This window comes from Oceanitalea stevensii, from assembly GCF_014837105.1.
Classification (GTDB): Bacteria; Actinomycetota; Actinomycetes; order Actinomycetales; family Actinomycetaceae; genus Oceanitalea; species Oceanitalea stevensii.
In genome coordinates this window covers 207,942-232,367 of record NZ_JACSPO010000005.1, presented here as the reverse complement: position 1 = coordinate 232,367, position 24,426 = coordinate 207,942, and the positions used below count along the sequence as shown (strand labels likewise).

The 24,426-nt window shown below is 73.0% G+C and carries 22 protein-coding genes; 16 read left to right on the top strand and 6 right to left on the bottom strand.

The window, feature by feature from the left end; all coding sequences use genetic code 11:
• The first annotated feature begins 329 nt into the window (after positions 1-329).
• The 11 genes from H9624_RS11135 to H9624_RS11085 all read left to right on the top strand — a co-directional run bounded on the left by H9624_RS11135 (position 330) and on the right by H9624_RS11085 (position 12,111).
• Entirely contained in the window at positions 330-1,205 is an 876-nt protein-coding gene (locus H9624_RS11135) for an ABC transporter permease (protein WP_251839955.1), read from the top strand.
• A 51-nt stretch (positions 1,206-1,256) separates the two neighbouring features.
• Positions 1,257-2,291, top strand: a complete 1,035-nt coding sequence (locus H9624_RS11130) for an ABC transporter substrate-binding protein (protein ID WP_251839954.1) — start codon at positions 1,257-1,259, stop codon at positions 2,289-2,291.
• A 35-nt stretch (positions 2,292-2,326) separates the two neighbouring features.
• Positions 2,327-3,103 (top strand): ABC transporter ATP-binding protein, encoded by a 777-nt coding sequence (locus H9624_RS11125; RefSeq protein ID WP_251839953.1) that lies wholly within the window; start codon positions 2,327-2,329, stop codon positions 3,101-3,103.
• A gap of 1 nt (position 3,104) precedes the next feature.
• On the top strand, positions 3,105-4,139 hold the full coding sequence (locus tag H9624_RS11120) for a Gfo/Idh/MocA family protein (RefSeq protein WP_251839952.1): 1,035 nt from the start codon (positions 3,105-3,107) through the stop codon (positions 4,137-4,139).
• A gap of 223 nt (positions 4,140-4,362) precedes the next feature.
• Complete coding sequence (locus H9624_RS11115; RefSeq protein ID WP_251839951.1) at positions 4,363-5,748, top strand: TIM barrel protein; 1,386 nt, start codon at positions 4,363-4,365, stop codon at positions 5,746-5,748.
• Positions 5,749-5,870: 122 nt separating this feature from the next.
• Positions 5,871-6,944 (top strand): DUF916 domain-containing protein, encoded by a 1,074-nt coding sequence (locus H9624_RS11110; RefSeq protein WP_251839950.1) that lies wholly within the window; start codon positions 5,871-5,873, stop codon positions 6,942-6,944.
• Between the two features lie 543 nt (positions 6,945-7,487).
• Positions 7,488-8,669, top strand: a complete 1,182-nt coding sequence (locus tag H9624_RS11105) for an amino acid ABC transporter substrate-binding protein (protein ID WP_251839949.1) — start codon at positions 7,488-7,490, stop codon at positions 8,667-8,669.
• 7 nt (positions 8,670-8,676) lie between these two features.
• Positions 8,677-9,561: a branched-chain amino acid ABC transporter permease gene (locus H9624_RS11100; RefSeq protein WP_251839948.1), complete on the top strand. Its 885-nt coding sequence runs from the start codon at positions 8,677-8,679 to the stop codon at positions 9,559-9,561.
• Positions 9,545-10,657 (top strand): branched-chain amino acid ABC transporter permease, encoded by a 1,113-nt coding sequence (locus tag H9624_RS11095; protein WP_251839947.1) that lies wholly within the window; start codon positions 9,545-9,547, stop codon positions 10,655-10,657. The genes H9624_RS11100 and H9624_RS11095 overlap by 17 nt, the downstream gene beginning before the upstream one ends.
• On the top strand, positions 10,644-11,387 hold the full coding sequence (locus H9624_RS11090; protein ID WP_251839946.1) for an ABC transporter ATP-binding protein: 744 nt from the start codon (positions 10,644-10,646) through the stop codon (positions 11,385-11,387). Before H9624_RS11095 ends, H9624_RS11090 begins: the two co-directional genes overlap by 14 nt.
• A complete protein-coding gene (locus H9624_RS11085; RefSeq protein ID WP_251839945.1) occupies positions 11,377-12,111 on the top strand; it encodes an ABC transporter ATP-binding protein in 735 nt (244 codons plus the stop codon). Before H9624_RS11090 ends, H9624_RS11085 begins: the two co-directional genes overlap by 11 nt.
• Before the next feature lie 78 nt (positions 12,112-12,189).
• On the opposite strand, the gene H9624_RS11080 is transcribed toward H9624_RS11085, so the two are convergent.
• From H9624_RS11080 to pgm, 4 genes are all read right to left on the bottom strand, one after another.
• Positions 12,190-13,260 (bottom strand): App1 family protein phosphatidate phosphatase, encoded by a 1,071-nt coding sequence (locus H9624_RS11080; protein ID WP_251839944.1) that lies wholly within the window; start codon positions 13,258-13,260, stop codon positions 12,190-12,192.
• Positions 13,261-13,325: 65 nt separating this feature from the next.
• Positions 13,326-13,559 carry a DUF6458 family protein gene (locus tag H9624_RS11075; protein ID WP_251304473.1) on the bottom strand — a complete coding sequence of 78 codons (234 nt, stop codon included), beginning with the start codon at positions 13,557-13,559 and terminating at the stop codon, positions 13,326-13,328.
• A gap of 70 nt (positions 13,560-13,629) precedes the next feature.
• On the bottom strand, positions 13,630-14,892 hold the full coding sequence (locus H9624_RS11070) for an MFS transporter (RefSeq protein ID WP_251839943.1): 1,263 nt from the start codon (positions 14,890-14,892) through the stop codon (positions 13,630-13,632).
• Positions 14,893-14,929: 37 nt separating this feature from the next.
• Entirely contained in the window at positions 14,930-16,609 is a 1,680-nt protein-coding gene (pgm, locus tag H9624_RS11065; RefSeq protein WP_251839942.1) for a phosphoglucomutase (alpha-D-glucose-1,6-bisphosphate-dependent), read from the bottom strand.
• Between the two features lie 95 nt (positions 16,610-16,704).
• On the opposite strand from pgm, the gene H9624_RS11060 reads away from it, so the two are divergent.
• From H9624_RS11060 to H9624_RS11050, 3 genes are read left to right on the top strand one after another with little or no spacing between them, the layout of a single operon-like run.
• Positions 16,705-17,055: a rhodanese-like domain-containing protein gene (locus tag H9624_RS11060; protein ID WP_251839941.1), complete on the top strand. Its 351-nt coding sequence runs from the start codon at positions 16,705-16,707 to the stop codon at positions 17,053-17,055.
• A 20-nt stretch (positions 17,056-17,075) separates the two neighbouring features.
• On the top strand, positions 17,076-17,942 hold the full coding sequence (locus H9624_RS11055) for a DUF5926 family protein (RefSeq protein ID WP_251839940.1): 867 nt from the start codon (positions 17,076-17,078) through the stop codon (positions 17,940-17,942).
• A 54-nt stretch (positions 17,943-17,996) separates the two neighbouring features.
• A complete protein-coding gene (locus tag H9624_RS11050; protein WP_251839939.1) occupies positions 17,997-18,791 on the top strand; it encodes a glycosyltransferase family 2 protein in 795 nt (264 codons plus the stop codon).
• Here H9624_RS11050 and H9624_RS11045 read toward each other — a convergent pair.
• Positions 18,767-21,136 (bottom strand): hypothetical protein, encoded by a 2,370-nt coding sequence (locus H9624_RS11045; RefSeq protein WP_251839938.1) that lies wholly within the window; start codon positions 21,134-21,136, stop codon positions 18,767-18,769. The two genes, H9624_RS11050 and H9624_RS11045, sit on opposite strands and share 25 nt — an antisense overlap.
• A 92-nt stretch (positions 21,137-21,228) precedes the next feature.
• Here H9624_RS11045 and pheA point away from each other — a divergent pair, with 92 nt between their 5' ends.
• Both pheA and H9624_RS11035 read left to right on the top strand, forming a co-directional pair.
• The gene (gene pheA / locus H9624_RS11040) at positions 21,229-22,179 is read left to right on the top strand and encodes a prephenate dehydratase (RefSeq protein WP_251839937.1); all 951 of its coding nucleotides are present in this window, start codon (positions 21,229-21,231) and stop codon (positions 22,177-22,179) included.
• Between the two features lie 326 nt (positions 22,180-22,505).
• Positions 22,506-23,711 (top strand): diacylglycerol/lipid kinase family protein, encoded by a 1,206-nt coding sequence (locus H9624_RS11035; RefSeq protein ID WP_251839936.1) that lies wholly within the window; start codon positions 22,506-22,508, stop codon positions 23,709-23,711.
• Positions 23,712-23,814: 103 nt separating this feature from the next.
• On the opposite strand, the gene H9624_RS11030 is transcribed toward H9624_RS11035, so the two are convergent.
• Positions 23,815-24,387, bottom strand: coding sequence for a 1-acyl-sn-glycerol-3-phosphate acyltransferase (locus H9624_RS11030; RefSeq protein WP_251839935.1), 573 nt, complete (start codon positions 24,385-24,387; stop codon positions 23,815-23,817).
• Positions 24,388-24,426: the final 39 nt, after the last annotated feature.

Genomic DNA, 24,426 nt, shown 5'->3' with positions numbered 1-24,426 from the left:
CCCCCCCCCCCCCCCCCCCCCCCCCCCCCCCCGGTCCCTTTGTTCCGCCGACAGCCGGATTTCTCTGCCGGGAAACCCGGCTGTCGGCGCGCCGGTAGGCCTCGCAGCGCTTTTTGCGCTCGTTTGCCGTCCCCGACAGCCGCATTCCTTGACGGGTGCGAGAAGCGCCGCTTACGTTCGGAGAACCGCGAATGCAAGCGCTTTCCGATATTCCGGAACCCTCAGTGTGGAGGTGCCATGTCAGCCATTTCCCCGGCACGACGAACACCCCGGATCGACTCGCAGGTGCGCGGCGTCCCCGCCGCGTCGACAGACTTTGGAGAAGCAGCATGGCAGTGGTGGACGACGTCATGACGGAGACCCCCAGCCCTCCCGTCGAGGCCGCACGCGCCCGCAGGGAGAGCAGCAAGCTCGTCACCCGGTCGGTCCGGGTGCTCGGCGCCTCGTGGCGCCCGGCGCTGGTGCTCGTCGCCGTCGTCGCCGCCTGGTGGTTCGTCACCTGGCGCGAGATGGTGCCGGCCTACCTCGTGCCCGCCCCGCAGGACGTCCTCACGACGCTGTGGGCCGACCGGACCCTGCTCCTCGAGCACACCTGGGTCACGACGCAGGAGACCCTCATCGGCTTCGTGCTGGCGGCGGTCATCGGCGTGGCGACCGCCGTGCTCCTCGTCTACTCCCCGACGGCGGAGAAGTCGCTCTACCCGCTCATCCTCTTCGCGCAGGTGATCCCAAAGATCGCCATCGCCCCGATCCTCGTCGTGTGGTTCGGCTTCGGCCTCACCCCCAAGGTGATCCTCGCCGTCCTCATCGCGTTCTTCCCCGTCGTCGTCTCGGCCGTGGCCGGGCTGCGGTCGGTGGACCCGGAGCTCCTCGAGCTGTCCGCCACCATGGGCGCCTCGCGGTGGAAGACCTTCGTCAAGATCCGCTTCCCCTCCGCGCTCCCCTCGCTCATGTCGGGCCTCAAGGTGGCGGTGACCCTCGCCGTCGTCGGCGCCGTCGTCGGTGAGTTCGTCGGAGCGGACCGGGGCCTCGGCTACGTCCTGCTGCTCGCCAGCGGCAACCTCGACGCCCCGCTGCTCTTCGCCGACCTCATCCTCATGTCGCTCATCGGCGTCGTCCTCTTCGTCCTCGTCGAGGCGCTCGAGGCCGCGGTCATCCCATGGCACGCCAGCCGTCGCGACAACCTCGCCCTCGCGGGCTCCTGACGGCACACCGCCGTGCTCAGTCACCCCTACCTCTCGAAAGGCAGTACCCCCATGCGTCACTCCACGAGTGCCAAGATCCTCGTCTCGCTCGCCGCAGCGGGCCTCGTCCTCGCCGGCTGCTCCGGCTCCGAGGGCGCCGGCTCCAGCAACAGCCCAAGCGCCACGGGCGGTGACGGCGAGCTCGCCGAGGTCACCGTCACCCTCAACTGGGTGCCCTACGGCGAGCACGCCCCGTTCTACTACGGCGTGCAGGAGGGCATCTTCGAGGACGAGGGCATCGACCTCACGATCCAGCCCGGCAACGGCTCGGGGAACACCGTCCAGCAGGTCGCCCAGAACAACACCGACTTCGGCTGGGTCGACACCCCGCCGCTGCTCAACGGCATCGCCTCGGGCATGCCGGTCAAGAGCGTCGGTGTCTTCCTCCAGACCGGGCCCAGCTCGGTGGAGTTCTTCGCCGACCAGGACATCTCCGAGCCGGCCGACCTCGTCGGCAAGACGGTGGGCGGCACACCCGGTGACGCCATGTACGGCACCTTCCCCGCGTGGCTGGAGATCAACGGGGTGGACCCGGCCGACGTCACCGTCGTCAACGTCGACGCCGCCGGCAAGATCTCCGCCCTCATCGAGGGCCAGGTGGACGTCATCCAGGGCTTCCACCACGACCAGGCGCCGACGATCGCCAACCAGACCGGCCGCGAGGTCGAGGCGCTGCCCTTCGCCGACTTCGGCATGAACCTCCTCGGCCTGGGCCTCATCGCCCACGACAGCACGATCGCCGACGACCCCGAGCTCGTCCAGGCCATGCACCGGGCGACGGCGGCCTCCTTCGAGGCGGCCGCGGAGGACCCCGAGGCCGCGGTCGCGGCCATGGCCGAGGGTGCCGACCAGGCTCCCCCGGAGGAGGTCATGCTCGGCCAGCTCGAGACGACCATCGAGCTCCTCAGTCTCGAGGAGACGAGCCCCGGCACCAACACGGCCGCGCAGTGGGAGGAGACGCTCGCCTTCCTCTCCGAGCACACCGAGTTCGACGGCGAGACGACCGTCGAGACCTACTGGGACGACAGCTTCGGCGGTCAGCGGTGAGCGCCGCGCCGGCCGTCCTCGAACGGGAGCACACCGTGACGCAGGGAATCATCGAGGTCGAGAACCTCACCCGACGCTTCGTGTCGAAGCGCTCGGAGACCGTCGCCCTCGACAACGTCAGCCTGTCGGTCGCGGCGGGGGAGTTCGTCACCATCGCCGGCCCGTCGGGCTGCGGGAAGTCGACGATGCTCAAGATCGTCGCCGGCCTCACCGCTGCGACGTCGGGCAAGGTCCACCTCTACGGGAAGCCGGTCAAGGGCCCGCAGAAGGAGATCGGCTTCGCCTTCCAGCGCTCGGCGCTCCTCGAGTGGCGCGGGGTGCGCAAGAACATCCTGCTCCAGGGCGAGATGCGCGGGATGGACCGGGCGCACGCCGCCCGCCGCGCCGACGAGCTCATCGAGCTCACCGGCCTCAAGGGCTTCGAGCAGGCGCTGCCGCACGAGCTGTCCGGTGGCATGCAGCAGCGCGTCGCCCTGTGCCGGGCGCTGCTCCACGAGCCCAAGGTGCTCCTCATGGACGAGCCCTTCGGCGCGCTCGACGCGCTCACCCGCGAGCACATGAACCTCGAGATGAACCGGATCTGGCGGGAGACCGGGACGACGATCGTCCTCGTCACCCACTCGGTGGCCGAGGCCGTCTACCTCGGCAACCGGATCGTCGTCATGACGCCGCGGCCGGGCCGGATCGCCGAGATCATCGAGCCGGGCCTGCCGGACGACCGTGACTACGGGCCCACGATGTCCGACCCGCGCTTCGCCGCGGCCTCCGAGCGGGTACGCGACCTGCTCGGCGCGAGCCAGGCGCACGACTGACATGACGACGGCGGAACGGATCGGCGTCGGCATCGTCGGCCTGGGCGGCATCGGCGCGATCCACGCGCGGGCGCTGGCCGAGCTCGGCGAGCGGGTGCGGCTCGTGGCCTACAGCGGCGGCGGCCCGGACGTGGTCGCCGCCGCCGGGTGGCACGACGCCGTCCGGGTGGCGCACGAGGAGGTGGCCCAGCAGGACGGCGTCGACGTCGTCGCGATCTGCTCCCCGACGCAGACTCACGCGGCGCTCGCCCTCGCCGCGCTCGAGGCGGGGCGGCACGTCGTCGTCGAGAAGCCGCTCGCGGTCACGGTGGGTGAGGCAGAGGCAGTCGCCCGGCTCGCCGAGGAGCGCGGCCTGCTCGTGTCGATGGTGTCCCAGCGGCGCTTCGAGCCCGAGCACGTCCACGTGCAGCGGCTGCTCCGCTCCGGGGAGCTGGGGCAGCTGCGGGTGGCGAGCACCGAGGTCCACTGGCACCGCGACGACGCGTACTACGCCGCGGCGCCGTGGCGCACCTCGATGGCCGGCGGCGGTGGCTCCCTCATGAACCAGGGCGTGCACAACGTCGACCTGCTGCGGTGGCTGTGCGGTCCGGTCGAGTCCGTCACCGCCCAGTACGCCACCCTCGCCCACGACATGGATGCCGAGGACACGACGGTCGCCACGGTCCGCTTCGCCTCGGGGGCACTGGGGCTCATCAGCACGTCGACCGCCACCCCGCCCGGCTCGCCGGCGACGATCATGCTGCGGCTGTCCACCGGAGTCGTCGAGCTCGGGCAGGGCAGCGTGGAGCGGTGGGAGGTCGGGGACGTCCCGCCCCCAGCGGGATCCAGCCGGGAGATCAGCAGCGGCGCCGCGGCACCGCTGGCGATCGGCCACGCCGGCCACCTCAACCAGTGGCGGGACATCGTCCGTGCCCTCGACGACGGCGCCCCGCCCGCCGTCGGGGCACGCGACGCCGTCGAGACGGTCCGCCTCCTGTGCGCCATCTACGAAGCAGCAGAGACAGGAAGAGCGACAAACCCCGCCACCCTCACCTAACCCCCACATACCCACCCCACGCGAATACGCACATACGGTCATGTGCGGGCGCCATTCAAGGCGTTCCGCGGGTCGTTTGTGCGTACTCGCGAAAGGCGGTGGGGCAAAGCACGGCAAAGCGTTGACGGGCGCATTTCGGCTGGTCATTGTCGAAGGAGCGGAAGGCTCAATTTCCGCTTTCCCCCAAGCCGTCTCACGCGGCGATGTTCATTGGAGAACGCACATGCTGAGAACCCGATCCTGGCGGCGCACTGCCGCTGTGCTGGCCGCAGCGGCCCTGCCCGCGGCCGCGCTCGCCGGCCCCGCGATGGCCGCCACCCCCACCGACCCCGACGCGTACTGGCCGGTCCCCGAGGACCAGATCGGGGTCGTCCTGTTCACCGCCCGCTCCCAGATGGCGGCGGACCCGCAGGGCACGCTCAACGCCCTCGCCCAGTGCGGCATCACCAACGCCGAGCCGTCCGGCTCGGTCGGCAACTTCTACGGGCTCACCGGCGAGCAGCTCGCCCCGCTCGCGGAGAACGCGGGGATCAACGTCCGGTCCATCGGCGTGAGCTGGAACGACCTGCAGAACAACGTCGAGGGTGTCATCGCCGAGGCAGAAGCGGTGGGCGCGACCTACGCCCGGTTCTCCGGCGGCCGCGACTGGACCATGGCGCAGTACGCGGAGACAGCCGCGCAGATGAACGAGATCGGCGCCGAGCTCGCCGACGCGGGCATCACCCTCGCGTACCACAACCACGGCTGGGAGTTCGAGACCCAGGAGGACGGCCGGACCGGCTACGACGTCCTCCTCGAGGAGACCGACGCCGAGAACGTCGCGATGGAGCTCGACCTGTACTGGTCCTCCAGTGTGGGTGTCGACGTCGTCGAGCTCATCTCGGAGAACCCGGGCCGCTTCCCGCTCGTCCACGTCAAGGACATGGCCGAGGACGGCTCCTTCGCCGACGTCGGCGAGGGGGTCATCGACTTCCAGGAGATCTTCGCCCTCCGGGACCTCGCGGGCATCGAGTACTACTTCATCGAGCACGACCGCCCGACGCCGGACGGCGTCACGTCCGCGTGCAACAGCTACGCGAACCTCACCGCCGACCCGTCGGTCGACAGCGACGGCGTGCCCCTCGCTGCCACCGTGCCCGAGCTCGGTGACAACGGCAACGGTGCGCTGACGATGTCGGTCGCGGACTTCGGTGAGGTGGTGGACCTGGGTCGGGCGTTGAACTCCGGTGACCGGTTCCGGTTCTCCGGTGAGCTGCCCACCGTCTCGGTGAGTGACTCCCGGGCGGCGCAGTCCACGCAGGACGGCTGGACGGTCTCGGGCCGGGCGGGGGACTTCGCGCACTCCGACGGTGCACTGGAGGCCTCCTACCTGGGCTGGGTGCCGGGGCAGCTGGCCGACAAGGTCGGGGTCACCCCGGGCGCCGAGGTGGCCGGTGAGCTGTCCGGTGGTCCGGGTCTGGCGCTGCCGGCGACCCTGGCCTCGGCCGTGGGCGAGGGCCGGCTCGGGACCACCGAGCTCGGCGCGGACCTGGAGCTGGAGGTCCCGGTGGACACCACCGCCGGTGCCTACACCAGCACCCTGACCCTCTCGCTCTTCCCCGTCGACTGACCCACCCGGTCATCCACACCCCTTCTAGTGCCGACAGCCGGATTCCTCGGCCGAAGAATCCGGCCGTCGGCGCTAGGGGCGGGGGCCACGACCACCCCGAGCTCCACCCGATTGGACCTGCCATGACCCTGATCCGCCGCATCCTCGCCCTCGCCGTCGCCGTGCCCGCCGTGGCCCTCGCCGTCGCCGTGCCCGCCGTGGCCCTCGCTGTCCCGGCGACCGCCGCCGACGACGCCGACCGCGTCACCTGGGGCGTCGCCCCGGCCGCCGAGGACGAGGCCGACGGCCGGGTCTCCTTCCGCTACGAGCTGGACCCGGGCGCCGTCGTCGAGGACTTCCTCGAGGTGACGAACTACTCCGACCGCGCCGTCACCTTCCAGCTCCTGAGCAGCGACGGCGTCGTCGGTCCCGACGGCGCCTTCGACCTGCTCCCCGCCGACGTCGCCCCCGAGGCCACCGGCGCCTGGATCGACGTGCAGGAGAGCGTCGAGCTCGAGCCGCAGTCCAGCGCCGTCGTCCCCTTCACGCTCACCGTGCCGGAGGACGCGCTGCCCGGCGACCACCCCGGCGGCATCGCCGCCTCGGTGAGCCGGGTCGGGGAGACCGAGGACGGCCCGCTCGTGGGCCTGGACACCCGCGTGGGCGCCCGCATCCACTTGCGCGTCTCCGGCGACCTCATCCCGCAGGTCTCCGTCACCGGCCTCGAGGCCACGTACACGCCGTCGTGGAACCCCTTCCAGCCGGGGACGCTCCACCTCGACTACACGGTCGTCAACGACGGCAACGTCCGCCTCGGCTCCACCCAGACCCTCAGCGCCGCGGGTGTCCTGGGCGTGTCCGCCGGCGCCGACGGCGCGATCCTCGGCCAGCAGCGTGAGATCCTCCCGCGCCAGGAGACGAGCGTGAGCACCACCGTCGACGGCGTGTGGCCCCTCGGCCCGCTGAGCTCGACGGTCACGGCGACCCAGGTCGTCGTCGGCGACGACGTCGTCGACGTGCCGCTCACCGTCGCCGAGGCCGGGGTGACGACGTGGGCCGTGCCGTGGGCGCAGCTCGCCGTGCTCGCCCTCGCCGTCGCCCTCGTCGTGTGGCGGGTGCGGCTGCGCAGGCGGCAGCGCGCGGCGATCGAGCGAGCCCGCGCCGAGGGTGCCCGCGCGGCAGCCCTCTCCGGGTCCCCGTCCCCGGCACCGGCCTGACCGCGGCCCGCACCCGCGCCACCAACCCGCCCCACGACCCCGCACCACGACCCCGCCCCACGACCCCGCCCCGCCTACCCCGCCCCACCACCCCGCGCCACCACCCCGCGCCACCACCCCGCGCCACTACCCCGCGCCGACAGCCGGATTCCTCCACGAGGAGTCCGGCTGTCGGCGGTGAGGGGGTGGGCCGGAGGGATCCGGCTGTCGGCGGTGAGGGGGTGGGCCGGAGGGATCCGGCTGTCGGCGGTGAGGGGGTGGGCCGGAGGAGTCCGGCTGTCGGCGGTGAGGGGGTGGGCGGAGGAATCCGGCTGTCGGCGTGGTGGCGGCGGGATTTGGGGATGCGTTTTCCGTCAGGTTCCGCCCGGGATCCGGCCGTTCTGAGGTGCCGAGAGTGATCACGATCACGCAACGCCCTTGCGCGGCAGGCGCCGGAGGCCGTACTGTCCGGAAAGCGCTTTCGAGAGCGCGTCCGCTACCAATGAAGGAGGACGGATGTCAACGATGCGGTTGACCCGGGGGATCGCAGCAGGTGCGGTTGCCATGCTTGCGCTGGCGGCCTGCGGGGACGGCGGAGGAAGCGACACCGGCGACGGTGAAGGCTCCGACGACCCCATCGTCATCGGTGTCTCGCTCCCGCTGACAGGTGACTTCGCCGAGCCCGGCAAGGGCGTCGAGCGAGGCTACGAGACCTGGGCACAGGTGACCAACGACAACGGCGGCCTCCTCGGCCGGCAGGTCGAGCTCAAGATCCTCGACGACGCCTCGGACGCCGCTCGCGTCGTCTCCGACTACGAGTCCCTCATCGCCCAGGAGGAGGTCGACCTCCTCTTCGGCCCGTTCTCCACCCGGCTCGTCGTGCCCGCCTCCCGCGTGGCCTCCGAGTACGGGATGCTCTTCGTCGAGCCGGCCGCGGCCGCCGCCGAGGTCTTCGAGAACGGCTTCGAGAACATCTTCTACGCGGCCCCGGCCATCGCGCCGGACCACTACAACAACCTCGTCGAGCACATCCTCTCGATGCCCGAGGGGGAGCGGCCGCAGACCATGGCCGTCGCCGCCATGGACGACCCGTTCGCGCAGGGCACGGCCTACGGCCTGCGGGACAAGCTCGTCGAGGCCGGCGTGGAGCTCGTCGTCGACGAGGTCTACCCGCCCAACCAGTCCGACTTCAACGCCATCGCCGCGAAGATCGCCGACGCGGACCCCGACCTCGTCGTCGGCGGCACGCAGTACCAGGACGCGGTCAACCTCATCCTCGCGCTGCAGCAGCTGAACTACCAGCCGCGCATGGCCGCCTTCTCCACGGCGCCCACCAACCCCGAGTTCCCCGAGGCCATCGGCGGGGCGGTCGAGGGCATCCTGTCCCCGACCGGCTACTCCAACCAGGCCGACTGGCCCTCGAACGCCGAGTTCGTCGAGGCGCACACCGAGCTCCACGGCGAGGCGCCGCAGGAGGACGAGGCCAACGCCTACACGACCGGCCAGGTCGTCGCGGCCGCCGTCGAGGAGGTCGGCTGCGCCGAGCAGGGCGAGTGCCAGCAGCAGCTCATCGACTACCTGCGCGGCGCGACCGTCGACACCGTCGTCGGGCCGCTCGCCTGGGACGAGGCCGGCCGCCCCAACGGGGCGCACATGATCCTCCAGTACGTCGACGGCGAGATCGCCATCGTCCTGCCCGAGGACACCGCCACGGCCGAGCTCGTCTACCCGAAGCCGGAGTGGTGACCCGACCGTGTCACTCATCTTCCAGAGCCTGATCCTGGGCGTGCTGCAAGGAGGGCTCTACGCCCTCCTTGCAGCAGGGCTCACGCTCTACTTCGGAGTCATGCGGGTGGTGATGCTCGCCCACGCCGCCTTCATCATCCTCGCCGGGTACATCGCGTGGCGCTTCTCCAGCTCCACCGGGCTGGACCCGATGATCTCGCTCATCGCCACGGTCCCGCTGTTCTTCCTCCTCGGCTTCGCGATCCAACGCTGGCTCATCAGCCGGCTCAAGCCGTCGACGATGACGATGATGTCGGTGCTCATCACCTTCGCGATCGCCCTCATCATCGAGGGCCTGCTCGGGATGATCTTCACCGGCACCCAGCGCCGCATCCAGCTGCCCTACGGGTCCTCGAGCATCGACCTGTTCGGCGCCTCGATCCCGGTCGTGCAGATCATCTCCTTCGTGCTCGCGGGTCTCAGCCTGCTCGCGCTGTTCCTCGTGCTCAAGAAGACCCGGTTCGGCCGGGCGCTGCGCGCGACGATCCAGCACCGGGAGGCGGCCCAGCTCGTCGGCATCGACACCGACCGGACGGCGGGGCTCGGCTTCGGCCTGGGCCTGGCCACGGCGGCGGTCGGCGGGACGGCGCTCGCGCTCAACCAGACGATCTACCCCTCGCTGCACTGGCACTGGATCGGCCCGCTCATGGCGATCATCGTCGTCGGTGGCCTGGGCTCGATCCCGGGCGCGGCGATCGCGGCCCTGCTCCTCGGGGTGCTGCGCGTCATGGCCGAGCTGCTCCCCGGTGTCACGCCGACCTTGGCGCAGACCATCTTCTACCTGGCACTGTTCCTCACCCTCATGGTGCGGCCGCAGGGATTCTTCGGAGGTCGCCTTGCTCAGCGTTTCTGACCGGACCAAGCCCGTCCCCGCGCGCAGCCGCGTCGCCGGTGGCGGCGGGGTGAGCCGGCTGCGGCCGGTGCTCCTCGTCGTCGTCATCATCGCCGTGCTCGCGCTGTGGCCCTCGATCGCCCCCAACCCCTACATGCTCAGCGCGGGCGTCATCGTCCTCAACTACGCGGTCTTCGCGACCGGGTGGAACATCATGGGCGGGTTCACCGGGTACATCTCCCTGGGCCACGCCGCGTTCTTCGGCCTCGGCTCCTACGGGACGGCGCTGCTCGTCATCCACACCGGGATGAACTGGTTCCTCGCCGCCCTCATCGCGGCCCTGGTGACGGCGGTGCTCACCATCCCCGTGGGCTTCGCCGCGCTGCGGGTGCGGGGCTCCTCCTTCGTCATCGTGACGATCGCCCTCGTCCTCGTGCTCCAGCTGCTCTTCCAGAGCTGGAGCACCGTGACCGGCGGCTCGGCAGGGCTCGTCGTCCCGCGGCCCTTCCCGGACATGCTGCGGCCCGAGCACCACGAGACCTTCTTCTACATCTTCCTCGCGCTGCTCGCGGTCACGCTCCTCACCTGGACGCTCATCGACCGCTCGCGCTTCGGCGCCTCCCTCAAGGGCGTGCGCGAGGACGAGGACAAGGCCGAGTCCCTCGGCGCGCCCACCGGCAAGCTCAAGCTCGTCGCCTTCGTCATCTCCGCGTTCTTCGTGGCGATGGCCGGTGGGTTCTACGCCCTGTGGTTCGGTGACCTCGACCCGATCTTCCAGTTCGACATCGTCCTGGGCTCCACTGTGGTCCTCATGGCGCTCCTCGGCGGGGTGCGGTTCCTCTTCGGCCCGCTGCTCGGCGCGATCGTCGTCGGGTCCGCGCTGGAGTACTTCGTCCTCAACTACGGGCAGTCCCAGTTCCACCTCGTCGCCACCGGCCTGCTCCTCGGGCTCGTCGTGCTCTTCCTGCCCGACGGCGTCCTCACCGGTGCCGCCCAGCTCCTGCGCCGCTTCGGTCCGCAGAGCTCCTCGATCCGCGAGGTCTCCGCCGAGGAGCTGCGCGCGCAGCAGCAGGCGACGACCACCACCACGAAGGAGGCCGACGATGAGCGCGGCTGACACCGTCCTGCGCACCGAGGGCCTGACGAAGTCCTTCGGCGGCGTCCACGCCGTCGACGGCGCGACGACGGAGTTCTACGAGGGCAAGATCAACGGGCTCATCGGCCCCAACGGCTCGGGCAAGACGACGTTCTTCAACTGCGTCACCGGCATGATCCGCCCCGACTCCGGCACCGTCACCATGCACGGCAAGGACGTCACCCGCTGGGCCCCGCACAAGATCGCCCGCGCGGGCCTGGGCCGCAGCTTCCAGCTGTGCCGGGTCTTCCCGCGGATGACCGTGCTGGAGAACATGCTCGTCGCGGTGCAGCCGCGCACGCTCGGGGAGTACCTCGGGAACACGCGGAGCACCGAGACCGTCGAGAAGGCGCGGGCCATGCTCGCCCGGGTCGGCATCGACCACCTCGAGGCCGCCGAGGCCCGCGACATCTCCTACGGGCAGCAGAAGCTGCTCGAGCTCGGCTCCACGCTCATGACCGACCCGCCCTTCGTCATGCTCGACGAGCCGGCCGGCGGCGTGAACCCCTCCCTCATCGAGCGGATCGCCCTGCTCGTGCGGGAGCTCAACGACGAGGGCACGACCTTCCTCATCGTCGAGCACAACATGGACCTCATCATGAGTCTGTGCGACCACATCGTGGTCTTCGACCGTGGCCGGCCGATCGCGACGGGCACGCCCGACGTCGTGAAGTCCGACCCGAAGGTGCTGGAGGCATACCTTGGCGTCTGACATCGTCCTCGAGCTCGACGACATCCAGGCCGGCTACGGCAAGGCGGCGCTCGTGCTGCGCGGCCTGTCCGTCCAGGTCCGCCGCGGCGAGGTGGTCTGCCTCGTCGGTCCCAACGGCGCAGGCAAGTCCACCGTCCTCAAGGTGGCCAGCGGCATGCTCAAGCCCCGCGAGGGCACCATCACCCTCAACGGCAAGAACGTCACCGGCCAGGGCCCGCAGCGGCTCCTGCGCGGGGGCCTGTCGCACGTCCTCCAGGGGCACAGCGTCTTCAAGGAGATGACCGTCGAGGAGAACATCATGCTCGGCGGCTACTCCCTCAAGGACCAGTCGGTCCTGCCGGAGCGCTGCGAGTACGTCAAGGAGATCTTCCCGCTCGTCGGGGAGCGCTGGAAGGACACGGCAGGTCTCCTCTCGGGCGGCCAGCAGAAGCAGGTCGAGTTCGCCCGCGCGCTCGTCATCCGTCCCGACGTCGTCCTCCTCGACGAGCCGTCGATGGGGCTCGACCCCAAGCGTGTGACGACGATCTTCGAGCAGGTCGACGTCATGCGGAAGGCCGGGGTCGCGGTGCTGCTCGTCGAGCAGAACGCGCGCCGGGCGCTCGAGATGGCCGACATCGGCTGCGTCCTGGACCTCGGGCGGGTCTTCGCCACGGGGCCGGCGCGCGAGCTGCTCGCCGACCCCAAGCTCAGCGACCTCTACCTCGGCGGCCGCCCCGCCGCGTAGACCCCATGTGCGCCGAGAGCCGGATCCCTCCACGAGGAATCCGGCTCTCGGCGTGTGAAACGGGCGGAGGGGAGGCGGTCAGGTGAGGTGGGGGCGGAGCTGCTCCCACAGCGCCTCGCCGTCGCCGGCCTCGACGAAGGGGACGCGGCGTCCCTCGGTGAGCCGGCCGCCGTCGTGCTGCCCGCGCCCGCCGTCCATGGCCTGCGGGGTGCCGTGGGAGAGGACGTGCTCGGTGGGGGTGAGCTGGCGGATGGCGACGGCGGTGACGCGGTCGGGGTGCTCGCGCGCGAGCTCGGCGTAGATCTCCGGGTCGTGCTGCCCGTCGTCGCCCACGAGCAGCCAGCTGACCTCGGGGAAGTCGATGAGCAGGCGCCGCAGCGTCGTGCGCTTGTGCTCCTGGCCGCTGCGGAACCAGCCGGTGTTCGTCGGTCCCCAGTCGGTCATGAGCATCGGTCCGGCGGGCAGGTCGCTGCGGCGGAAGAAGCGCTCGAGGGCGGGTACGACGTTCCACGCGCCGGTCGACAGGTAGAGCACCGGCGCATCCGGCCGGGCCGCCTGCACGTGCCGGAAGAGCTCGGTCATCCCGGGCACGGGCTGGCGGGTGCTCGTGTGCCGGACGAAGGTGTTCCACGCGGCGACGAGGGGGCGCGGCACGCGGGTGACCATGACGGTGTCGTCGATGTCGCTGATGACACCGAAGCGGGTCTCGGCGCCGATGACGAGCACCCGCGCCGTCGTCGGCCGGGCCCCGCGGGCGCGCACGGTGATGTCGTGCCAGCCCGGCGGCAGGCCGTGGTCGGGCACGAGGAGGTCGAGGTAGCCGCCGCGGTCCACGCGGGCGGGGTGCTCGCGGCCGGCGATCTCGACGACGACGGGGAGGTGCGACACCGGCGTGGTGAGGAAGGAGCGCCACCCGCGCTCGGCCTCCTGCGCCTCGACGAGCTCGCCCGCGGTGGCGCCCACGTCCGCGGCCGCGGCGTCGCCGTCGTCCTCCTTGAGCAGCACGCGGGCGAGGACCCGCAGCCGCTCGGGGCTGCCGTAGCCGGTGTAGGTGATCGTCGTGGGTCGCCACCCGCGCCGTCGCAGGCGTGGCAGGAGACGACGGTTGAGTCCGTCCTCCAGGGTGGAGGCGAGGGAGGGGCGGGCCATGGTCACGACCGTAGACGAGCGTGCGACGGCCCGCGCCCCGGGGAGGGACGCGGGCCGTGTGGAGATCAGCGCACCGGCGGCGGGGGGTCCCCGATGTCCCGACGCTCGACGTACGCGGTGTGACTGGTGTTGCGGCGCTGACGCTGCATGGCGAAGGCGAGCACGAGGGCGAGCACGCCGACCGCCATGAGGATGTAGCCGATGATCTGGATGTTGAAGACTTCCCAGGTGTCCGGGCTGAGCCCGAAGGCCAGGATCGCGCCGACCACGATGAGGAAGATCCCTCCACCGATTCCCATGACTCATCCTTCCGTTAGAGGTGCCCCGAGTGTGGCGGGACTCGACTGCCACCGCACCCCGAGCCGGCGGTCAGGCGGTGGCTTCGTCCAGGGTGGGACGACGCTCGGCGGCCCGCCGCAGCGCCGGGACCGCCGCCAGGCACACGAGGAGCGCGGCCGCGGCCGCCGCCGCGGTTCTCGCGCTGCGGGCCGACCCGCGGCGGGCGCCGGGGGCCGCCACCACCGCGAAACCGGCGCGGGCGCCGTGCAGGTCGATGACCGTGCCGGACACCGAGGCGCCCAGGGAGACCCCGATCCCGATGGCGGCGCTGAGCCAGGTGAAGCCCTCGGTCGTGCGGCGCGGCGGGACGATGAGCTGGACGAAGGAGTTGCCGTTGACGATCGTCGGGGCGATCGCGAAGCCGGCGAGGAAGCCGACGGCGGCGAGCACCGGGATGGACCCGGCCGCGAGCAGCGCCGCGGTGCCCACGGCGAGGAGCGCCGTGCCGCCGATGAGCCGCAGCCACAGCGGGCTCGTCCACGGCCGGGCCCCGTAGGTGAGCGCGGCGATGAGGGAGCCGAGCGCGACGGCGGCGAGGACGAGGCCGGCCGTGGCGGGCGCGCCGTGCGCCTCGGTGAAGGCGACGACGGCGACGTCGATCCCGCCGAAGACCACCCCGGTCGCGAGGAAGATGACGAGGAGGACGAGCAGCGCCCCGCTGAGCATCGGCTCACCGGTGCGGCGCGGAGGACGGCCGGTGGCCGGCGGCTCGGTCTCCCGCTGGGAGAGGAACCAGTACCCGCCGACGAGCACGGCGACGATCGGCACGACGAGGGCCGACCAGGGGGTCACGCCCGTCGCGAGGAAGGTGGCGATGACCGGGCCGCCGATGAAGGTCAGCTCGTCCAGGGCGGACTCGAGGGAGTACGCGGTGTGCATCTCGGCCGGTGTGGTGAGGGTGCCGCTCCAGCGCGCGCGCACGAGCGCCCCGATCGATCCCATCGTCGCGCCGCTGACCCCGGCGGCCAGGTAGAGGACGGTCTCGGGGGCGTGCTGGACGGCGGCCACGACGAGCGCCGTGAGGCCCACGCACGCGACGGCGAGCGAGGGCCGCATGACCCGGGCCTGCCCGTACCGGTCGACGAGCTTGGCCAGCTGCGGTGAGCAGACCGCCTGGACGACGACGAACACCGCCGACACCCGCCCGGCCATGCCGTAGGAGCCGTACAGCGCCGACACCATGAGGACGATGCCGAGCCCGACCATCGGCGTGGGGAGTCGGGCGATCAGCCCGGCAAGGGTGAAGCGCAGTGCACCCGGCCGGGCCAGCACGTCGCGGTACGGCCTGAGCACCCCGGCATTCTTCCACCGCGCCGGGGCGGTGAGGGGGTCACCCCAGGGCGTCGTCGACCACAGTCTTCGCCTCGGCCTGCACCTGCGCCAGGTGCTCCTCGCCGCGGAAGGACTCGGCGTAGATCTTGTAGACGTCCTCGGTGCCCGAGGGGCGGGCGGCGAACCACGCGTGCTCGGTGGTGACCTTGAGCCCGCCGATCGGCTCGTCGTTGCCGGGCGCGCGGACGAGCCGCGCGGTGATCGGGTCGCCGGCGAGCGTCGTCGCGGTGACGGCGTCGGGGCTCAGCGCGCCGAGCTTGGCCTTCTGCTCGCGGGTGGCGGGGGCGTCGATGCGGGCGTACGCGGAGGCACCGAAGCGCTCGACCTGCTCCTCGTGGAGCTGGCTCGGGCTGCGGCCGGTGATCGCGAGGATCTCCGAGGCGAGCAGCCCGAGGATGATCCCGTCCTTGTCGGTGGTCCACACCGAGCCGTCGTGGCGCAGGAAGGACGCGCCGGCCGACTCCTCGCCGCCGAAACCGACCGAGGAGTCGAGGAGGCCCGGCACGAAGTACTTGAAGCCCACCGGCACCTCGAGCAGGCGCCGGCCCAGCCCGGCCGCCACCCGGTCGATGAGCGCGGAGGAGACGAGGGTCTTGCCCACGGCGGCGGCCTCGGGCCAGCCCGGCCGGTGGGCGAAGAGGTACTCGATGGCGACGGCGAGGAAGTGGTTGGGGTTCATCAGCCCGCCGTCGGGCGTGACGATGCCGTGCCGGTCGGAGTCGGCGTCGTTCCCGGTGGCGATGTCGTAGGGGGCCGGCCCGCCGTCCTCGGGGCGCATGACCCGCAGCAGCGAGGCCATGGCCGACGGCGAGGAGCAGTCCATGCGGATCTTGCCGTCCCAGTCGAGGGTCATGAACGACCAGCGCGGGTCGACGGTCGGGTTGACGACGGTGAGGTCGAGCCCGTAGCGCTCGCCGATCGCGCCCCAGTACTCGACGGCGGCGCCGCCGAGCGGGTCGGCGCCGATGCGCACGCCGGCACGGGCGATCGCCTCGAGGTCGACGACGTTGGCGAGGTCGTCGACGTACGCCGCGAGGAAGTCGTGGCGCCGGGTGGTCTCCGCGGCCAGCGCCCGCTCCACGGGGATGCGAGGGACGGCGGCGACGCCGGAGCGGAGGATCTCGTTGGCGCGCGCCGCGATCCACGAGGTCGCGTCGGAGCCGGCCGGCCCGCCGTGCGGCGGGTTGTACTTGAAGCCGCCGTCACGGGGCGGGTTGTGGGAGGGGGTGACGACGATGCCGTCCGCGCGGCCCGGGCCCTCGACGCGGACACCGGCGGCGGTGCCGGCCCCGTTGGCGAGGAGGATCGCGTGGGAGACGGCGGGCGTGGGGGTGAAGGAGTCGCGGGCGTCGACCCGCAGCTCGACCCCGGCGGCGGCGAGGACCTCGACGGCGGTGCGCCAGGCGGGCTCGGACAGCGCGTGCGTGTCGCGGCCGATGAAGAGGGGGCCGTCGGTGCCCTGCGCGCGGCGGTACTCGACGATGGCCGCCGTCGTCGCGACGATGTGGGCCTCGGTGAAGGCGGAGTCCAGGCTCGAGCCGCGGTGGCCGGACGTTCCGAAGACCACCTGCTGGGACGGGTCGTCCATGTCGGGTGTGCGGTCGTAGTACGCGGAGACGACCTCATCGACGTCGATGAGGTCCTCGGGCAGGGCGGGGGTTCCGGCGCGCTCGTGCATGCCCCGATCCTGCCACCCCGCCCGCACCCCGGCCCACCGATCAGCCCTTCCGGCGCCGAGCGCCCACGACCCGCGGGCGCGTTACCGTGGATCGCATGGACGACCTCGACCAGCCCCGTGACCTCACCGTCGGCGAGCTCGACCCCGCCGCGCCCGTCCCGGCCGGGCACGCGGTCCTCGACGTGCGCGAGCAGGACGAGTGGGACGCCGGGCACATCCCCGGCGCCGTCCACATCCCGCTCGGCGAGCTGCCCGACCGCCTCGACGACCTGCCCGAGGAGGACCTCCTCGTCGTGTGCCGCTCCGGGGGCCGATCGATGCGCGCGACCGCGTGGCTCAACCACTCCGGCTTCACCGCTCGCAACCTCGACGGCGGCATGCACGCCTGGGGTGTGGCCGGCCTGCCGATGACCGCCGACGAGGGCCGTGACCCGTACGTCCTCTAGGCACCGATAGGCTGGTGGTCATGGGTAAGAAGAGCCGTAAGCGCCAGTCCGAGACCCCCCGCCCCAAGCGGGTGGAGGTGCCCTTCGTCGAGCGTCCCTTCGAGGGCCTGCCGGGGGAGACGGACTGGGTCGCGATGCGCGAGGTCGTCCCCTCGGCGACCGCCACCGTCCGCACGACGGCGGAGTACGGCTCCCGTGAGGTCGTCGTCGCCACCATGCTCCCCGAGCTGTGGCCGGCGCTGCACCGCGAGGACGGCACCGTCCTCGTCGGCCTGCAGACGGCCGCGAAGTCCGGGGACGCGAGCCGCGACGTCGCCGCCGCGCTCCTCCTCGCCCTCGACGCCGAGCCCGGTGCGCCGGTCCTCAACCTCGGCATCCTCGAGCCGGGCCCGCGCCTGCAGGACGTCCTCGACCTCACCGTCCCCTTCGAGCCGGTCGTCCACGACGACTTCGCGTTCTGGCTCGCCCCCGACCAGGAGCGCGACGCGGAGGTCACCGCCGCCATCGAGCAGTCCAGCGAGGGCATCGTCCCGACCGTCAAGGTCGCCGGCGTCGAGTCCGCCTACTGGTGCCGCATGGGCCGCGAGTTCCTGCGCTGGGCACGCCCCGAGCCGCAGGAGGACGTCCTGGACGCCTTCGCCCGTCTCCACGCCCGCCGCGAGTCCGAGCTGGAGGAGGGCGCCCGCTTCGTCGGGGCCTTCCGCACCAGCGGGATCCTCGTGCCGGTGTGGGAGCTGGTGCCGGGCACCGAGGCCGACGAGCTCGCCGGTCCGTGCGCCGAGTTCGAGAAGCGCCTCGAGGCGGCGCTCGCCGAGACGGGCCCGCTCGACGCGGACGCCCGGCGCGCTCGCGCGGGGATCGTCTCCCGCCAGGTCACGCTGCGCTGACGGCCCTGTGCCGTGAACCTGCACGAAGGCCCTGACCGCGACTACGCTCGAGGGGTGAACCGGCGCCCGAGCCCCCAGCGGGTCGCCGTCGTGATCCCGGCCAAGGACGAGAGCGCGCGGATCGCGGCGACCGTGAGGGCCGCGCGTGCCATCCCGCACGTCGACCTCGTCGTCGTCGTCGACGACGGCTCCAGCGACGAGACCCAGCACATCGCCCGGGCCGCGGGCGCCGTCGTCGTGCGCCACTCCGTCAACCGTGGCAAGGCCTCGGCGATGGAGACCGGCGCGTCCGTCGTCGCGATGCGGGACGCCCCGGACGGTCCGCGGCGGCTCCTCCTGTTCATCGACGCGGACCTGGGCGAGACGGCCGTCGGCGTGGCCCCGCTCGTGGACGCCGTGCTCTCCGGCAGCGCCGACTGCGCCATCGCCGTCCTGCCGCCCCAGCCGGGTGCGGGCGGGCGGGGGATCGTCGTCGGCAAGGCGCGGCGCGCCATCGCCGGCGCGACGGGGTGGCTGCCCACCCAGCCGCTGTCCGGCCAGCGCTGCCTCACCCGCGAGGCCTTCGAGGCGGCCGTGCCGCTGGCCGGCGGGTGGGGCGTGGAGACCGGCATGACGATCGACCTGCTCGTCAAGGGCTTCACGCTCGTCGAGGTGCCCTGCGACCTGCGGCACCGCGCGAGCAGCAACGACCTCGGCGGCCAGCTCCACCGCGCCGCCCAGTACCGCGACGTCATGCTCGCCGCGGCTGTGCGCCGCGCCCGCGGCGTGCGGGTGGGCGCTCGCCAGCTCGGCGACCGCCCCACGCAGCAGGAGCCCGGCCGGCCCTACCGCGCCGTCGCCACCGGCTGAGCCGGCCTGGCCGCCCGCAGCCGCAGCAGCCAGCTCGCGACCACCCCGATGAGGAGCGGGACCGCGACCGAGATGCCGATCGCGGGGATGACGATGCCGGAGTCGTTGACCGCGAAGCCGATGCCCAGCGCGATCGCGACGGCCACGAGCGCCGGGCGCAGCATCCGCGCGTCCGCCTCGAGCCGCCGCAGCGAGGAGCCCTCCGCGAGCCACCCGTAGGCGGCGTGGTCGCCCCGGCGCGCGGCGCGGCGCAGCGGCTGGGTGAGGACGAGGATGACGAGCGCGATCCCGCCCGCGGCGAGGAAGGTGAGGGTGGAGCCGAAGAGGTTGGCGAGGTTCTGCCCGAGTTTGCGCAGGACGACGTCGAGGAGTCCGCCGTCGAGCACGGTCTCGACGAAGCGGCCCAGGTGGCTGCGCTCGGCGGGCGGGCGCAGCCAGTCGACGATCGAGAAGGACAGGGCGACGACGGCGGCGACGCCGAGGACGAGCAGCACCCGCCGCCACGTCAGCCGCACCCCCAGGGCGAGCAGCGCGAGGATCATGAAGGCCGGCAGCAGCGCCGGAGGGCCGCCGAAGTCCGCGCCGATGCCCGGGGCCCCGTTGAGGCCCGTCGCCACGAGCCCGACGACGGCGACGACGAGCGCCGCCGCCCGCCGTCGCCCACGACGCACGAGCGGCTCGGCGAGGCAGGCCGCGGTGAGCACCGTGCTCGTGGCCCACAGGGCGAAGGAGGAGTTGTTGATGCCGTAGAAGCGCCCGCCCACCTGCGGCTGGACACCCATGAGCGCGGCGAGCTGCAGCCGGGCGCCGGTGATGACGTCGACGGCCAGGACGAGGGCGGTGATGCCGGCGACGATCCCCACGGGGGCGAGGAGGCGGCGGCGCCAGGGCCGGGCCAGGGCGAGCCCGGCGATGAGCGCCGCGATGGCGAGCGTGGCGGTGTAGACGACGAGCCCGGGCGAGCCGGTGCGCCACCACGGCAGGAGGTTGGCGAGGTAGCTGGCGACGGGCACGGCGGCGACGGTGACGGCGGCCCCGCGCAGCGCCCGCAGCGCGGTGTCCGGGTCGACGGCCCGCGCGGCGCGGCCGATCCCGGCCCACCCGCTCGAGCGGCGCCGGCCCAGCCAGCGGCTCACGCGGTCGAGGACGCCGCGGTTGAGCCCCACGGTGACGAGCGCGTAGAGCCCGAGGTTGACGAGCACGAGCCCGGAGAAGAAGGGCGCGGTCAGCGGTCGGACGGCCATCGCGTGCCGGTTCTCGTCGATGAGCGTGGCGATGCGTCCGGCGCCGGAGCCCTCGCCCAGGACGACCCGGACCGGCGCACCGGCCAGGCCCGCGGGCGCGTCGATCGCGAGGCGGTCGAGAAGCGTGGGCAGGAGGTCGGTGGACTGGATCATCCCCGGCTGGCGGGTGGAGCGGCTCTCGAGCATCCCGGCCGGCTCGTCCTGCGCGGCGAGCGCGGTCACCTGCATGACCGGCGTGGTGCCGGAGTCCGCGAGCGAGGCGAGCAGGACGGTGGCGCCGGCAGGCAGGGCGTCCACGACGGCCGCGGCACGCGCCTCGACGACGGCCACCTGCTCGGTCCGGTCCAGCCCGGCCAGCGGCCAGTCGCTCGTCGCCTTCTCCGGCGCGTCGTCCTCGGGGCCGGAGAAGCGCCGGTCCGTCGCCGGCAGGAGCGGGTGGTCGCGGTCGCGGACGGCACCGAGGTCGACGACGAGCAGCCCCGCCTCGGGGGCGAGCTGCTCGAGGAGCCCGCCGAGCTGCGCCGGGTCCTCCGGGCGCGGTGCGTACTCACCGACGACGGCGCCGTCCGGGTTCGCGAGCGCGATCGCGGCGCCCGGCCCGACCGCCGCCGCGGCCACGCCGGCGCCGGAGAGGAGATCACCCAGGGTGCCGGGGCGGGCGTCGTAGGAGGCGTCCGCGGCGGCGCTGAGGTAGTCGGGCCAGCCCGGGACAACGCCGTCGGCGGCGTCCTCGAGGCGGCGGCAGACGCCGCTGGTGGCGGCGGGCAGGTCCGCGGCGCGGCGACCGGCGGAGACGGCGAGCCAGCCGTCGGCGGGACAGGTGCTCGAGCGCACGGAGCGGACCACCGAGTTCGCGACGCCGCCGTCCTCCGCGAGCGCCCACAGCTGCGGCGTGGCGAGGGCGGACAGGTCCTCCCAGCGCAGCCCGCCCGTGCCGAGGAGGACGACGGGCGCGCCGGCCGACGGGGCCGGGGCGGCGTCGTCGCCGTCCTCCGTGGCGCCGAACGCGGTGCCGGCGACGGGCAGGACGAGGGCAGCGATGAGTGCCACCGCGAGCAGGACCAGGCCCGCGCGCGTGACGGTGTTCCGACGACGCCTCACCGGGGCAGCCTACGTGGCGGCCCCGACGTCGACCGCTGGCTGGCTAGGCTGCGCTGGGTGCGCACGGCGTGCACCGACGCAGAGGAGAGCCGATGTCCGAGCAGCAGCTGGCCCGCTACACCTACCTCGGTCCCGAGGGGACCTTCACCGAGGCGGCGCTGCGGGCCTTCGTCGGCACCGAGCACGTGCGCACCGACCCCTCCACCGACGTCGTCTCCGCGCTGGACGCCGTGCGCGGCGGCCGCGCCGACTTCGCCGTCGTCCCGATGGAGAACTCCGTCGAGGGCGGGGTCAACGTCACCCTCGACACGCTCGCGTCCTCGCCGGAGCCGCTCGTCATCGTGGGGGAGGTCGTCGTCCCGGTCGCCTTCGTCCTCGCCGTCCTGCCCGGCACGACGCTGGACCAGGTGCGCCGGGTCTCGACCCACCCGCACGCGTGGGCGCAGTGCCGCGGCTGGGTGGGCCGCGAGCTCGACGGCGCGGTCCACGTCCCGGCGACGTCCACCGCCGCGGCCGCCGCACTCCTCGCCGACAGGGGACGCGAGGCGGGCTTCGACGCCGCGCTGTGCTCGGCGCTGTCGGCCGAGCGCTACGGCCTGGAGGCGCTCGCCGAGGGCGTGGCGGACAACCCGCACGCGGTGACGCGCTTCGTCGTCGTCTCCCGTCCCGGCGCGCTGCCCGAGCCGACGGGCGCGGACAAGACGACGCTCATGGCCCACCTGCCCGACAACGAGGCCGGCGCGCTCCTCGACATGCTCGAGCAGTTCGCGGTGCGGGGGGTCAACCTCTCCCGCATCGAGTCGCGGCCGATCGGGGACTCCCTGGGCCGGTACTCCTTCTCGATGGACCTCGAGGGGCACGTCGCCGAGGAGCGGGTCGCGGCCGCGCTCATCGGCCTGCACCGGGTGTGCCCGTTCGTCCGCTTCATGGGCTCCTACCCGCGGTGGGACCGGGTGGCCCCGAACGTGGCGCCCGGCACCCACGACGCCGACTTCGTCGCCGCCCGCGCCTGGGTCGAGCGCATCCGCACCGGCCAGGTGTAACCCCCGCGTGTAACCCCCGCGTGTGACCCCCGCATCGCCGAGAGCCGGATTCTCCGGACGGGAGCGCGACGCTCCGCCCGAGAAATCCGGCTGTCGGCGGGGGAGGGGCGGCGCTTCGCCCGAGAAATCCGGCTGTCGGCGGGGGAGGGGCGGCGCCCCGCCGAAGGAGTCCGACCGTCGGCGGGGGAGGGGCGGCGTCCCGCCGGAGGAGTCCGACCGTCGGTGGCAGCGGGCGACAGTGCACGAGGTGGGGCGAGGCGGGACGGGAGTGCCGGATCACTCCCGGCCGGGGCGCGGTGGGTCGGGCTGACCACTACCGTCGGCACGTGGGCTGGGAGCAGTGGGTCGCCGTCATCGCACTCGTCGTCGCCGTCGCCGGCCTCGTCGTGGGGCTCGCCGTGTGGCGCGCGCTGCAGCGCCGCACCCCGTCCTTCGCGCACGACGACCCCCCGGCGCCGGAGCCCGAGACGCCGACCGGTCCACCCGCCGTCGTCTTCAACCCCTCCAAGGGTGCCGACGGTGATCGGCTGCGCGCCCTCGTCGCCGAGGTCGCGGCCGAGTCGGGGCTGCCTGAGCCGCTGTGGCTGGAGACGACCGTCGAGGACCCGGGCGGAGGGCAGGTCCGCACCGCACTCGAGCAGGGCGCATCCGTCGTCATCGCGGCCGGCGGCGACGGGACTGTCCGCGCCGTGGCCGAGGGCCTGGCCGGAACGGGCACCCCGATGGGCATCCTGCCCATGGGTACCGGCAACCTCCTCGCCCGCAACCTCGACCTCCCGCTCAGCGGCCACCGGGACATGGCGGTCGCGGCGCTGACGGGGCGCAACCGGTCGATGGACCTCGGCTGGCTCCGCCTGGAGAAGCCGCCCGCGGCCACCCGGCCGGAGGACGACGTCTACCGCGGCGAGCCCGGCCGCACCGAGGTCGCGCCCACGCCCTCGGACGACAGCACGGCGCCGGAGGTCAAGGCTGGCGAGGTGCCCGGTGCCGAGCTCGAGAAGGAGCACGTCTTCCTCGTCATCGGCGGGATGGGCTTCGACGCCGCGATGGTCGGCGGTGCTGATGACGAGCTGAAGGCGCGGATCGGCTGGATTGCCTACTTCGTGGGCGGCGTCAAGCACCTGCTCGGCCGGAAGATGCACGCCACCCTGGAGCTGGGCGAGTCCTCGCAGACCGCCAGCTTCCAGGCGCGCACCGTGCTCATCGCCAACTGCGGGCGGCTGCCGGGCGGCGTCGTCCTCTTCCCGGACGCGCAGCTCGACGACGGCTGGCTCGACGTCGCGGCCATCGACACCCGCGGCGGGATCATCGGCTGGGCCGACCTGCTGCGCAAGGTCGTGCTCCAGGGGATGGGAGTGCGGCGCGACCCGCTGCCCTACAGCACCGGCAGCATCGACTTCCGGCGGGCGCAGACCCTGACGATCCGCACCGAGGAGCCGGAGTCCGTCCAGGTCGACGGCGACCTCCTCGGCGAGGCCACCGTCGTCCACGCCCGGGTCGAGCCGGGTGGGCTCATCGTGCGCACCCCGTGAGAGGTGTCCGCGGCCGCCGGTGCGGCGAGTAACAAGTCAGCTGTCGGCGGTAGTGGGCGACCGTGCCCCGTGTGCCCGGAGCGGGCGGTGCTGAGCCCAGGGGCTACTCCTCCTCGGCGTGGAGGCGCGGGACGCGCTCGGGGCCGCCGCGCACGCCGACCTTGCCGGCGTAGAAGGCGCGGACCTTGTCCATGTCGGCGCGGACGTCGCCGGTCATCGTGAGCGTCGGGCCGAGGCCGGCGGTCATGGAGCGGCGGTCGACGTACCCGAGGGTGACCGTCATGCCCGTGGCCCGGGCGATCCGGTAGAAGCCGGACTTCCAGTACGGCGTGGCCGAGCGGGAGCCCTCGGGGGTGATGACGAGGTAGGTCGGCCCGGTGCGCACCTGCGCGACGAGCTCGTCCACGAGCCCGCTCGGGTCCTCGCGCTGCACCGGGATACCGCCCAGCGCCCGCATGAGCGGTCCGAAGGGCCGCTTGAACAGGCTGTTCTTGCCGAGCCAACGCACGTTGACGCCCCACTGCCACGAGAGGGCGAGCATGAGGACGAAGTCCCAGTTGGACGTGTGCGGGGCGCCGAGGAGGATCCCGCGGCCCTCGGCGGGCGGCTGGGTCGGGTCCGGGGACCAGCGGCTCAGGCGCCAGTAGGCGCGGGCCAGGGCGCGGCGGAGTCTCACGAGCCAGACCCTAGTGCCACCGCCGTCCGCCCGCGTGTG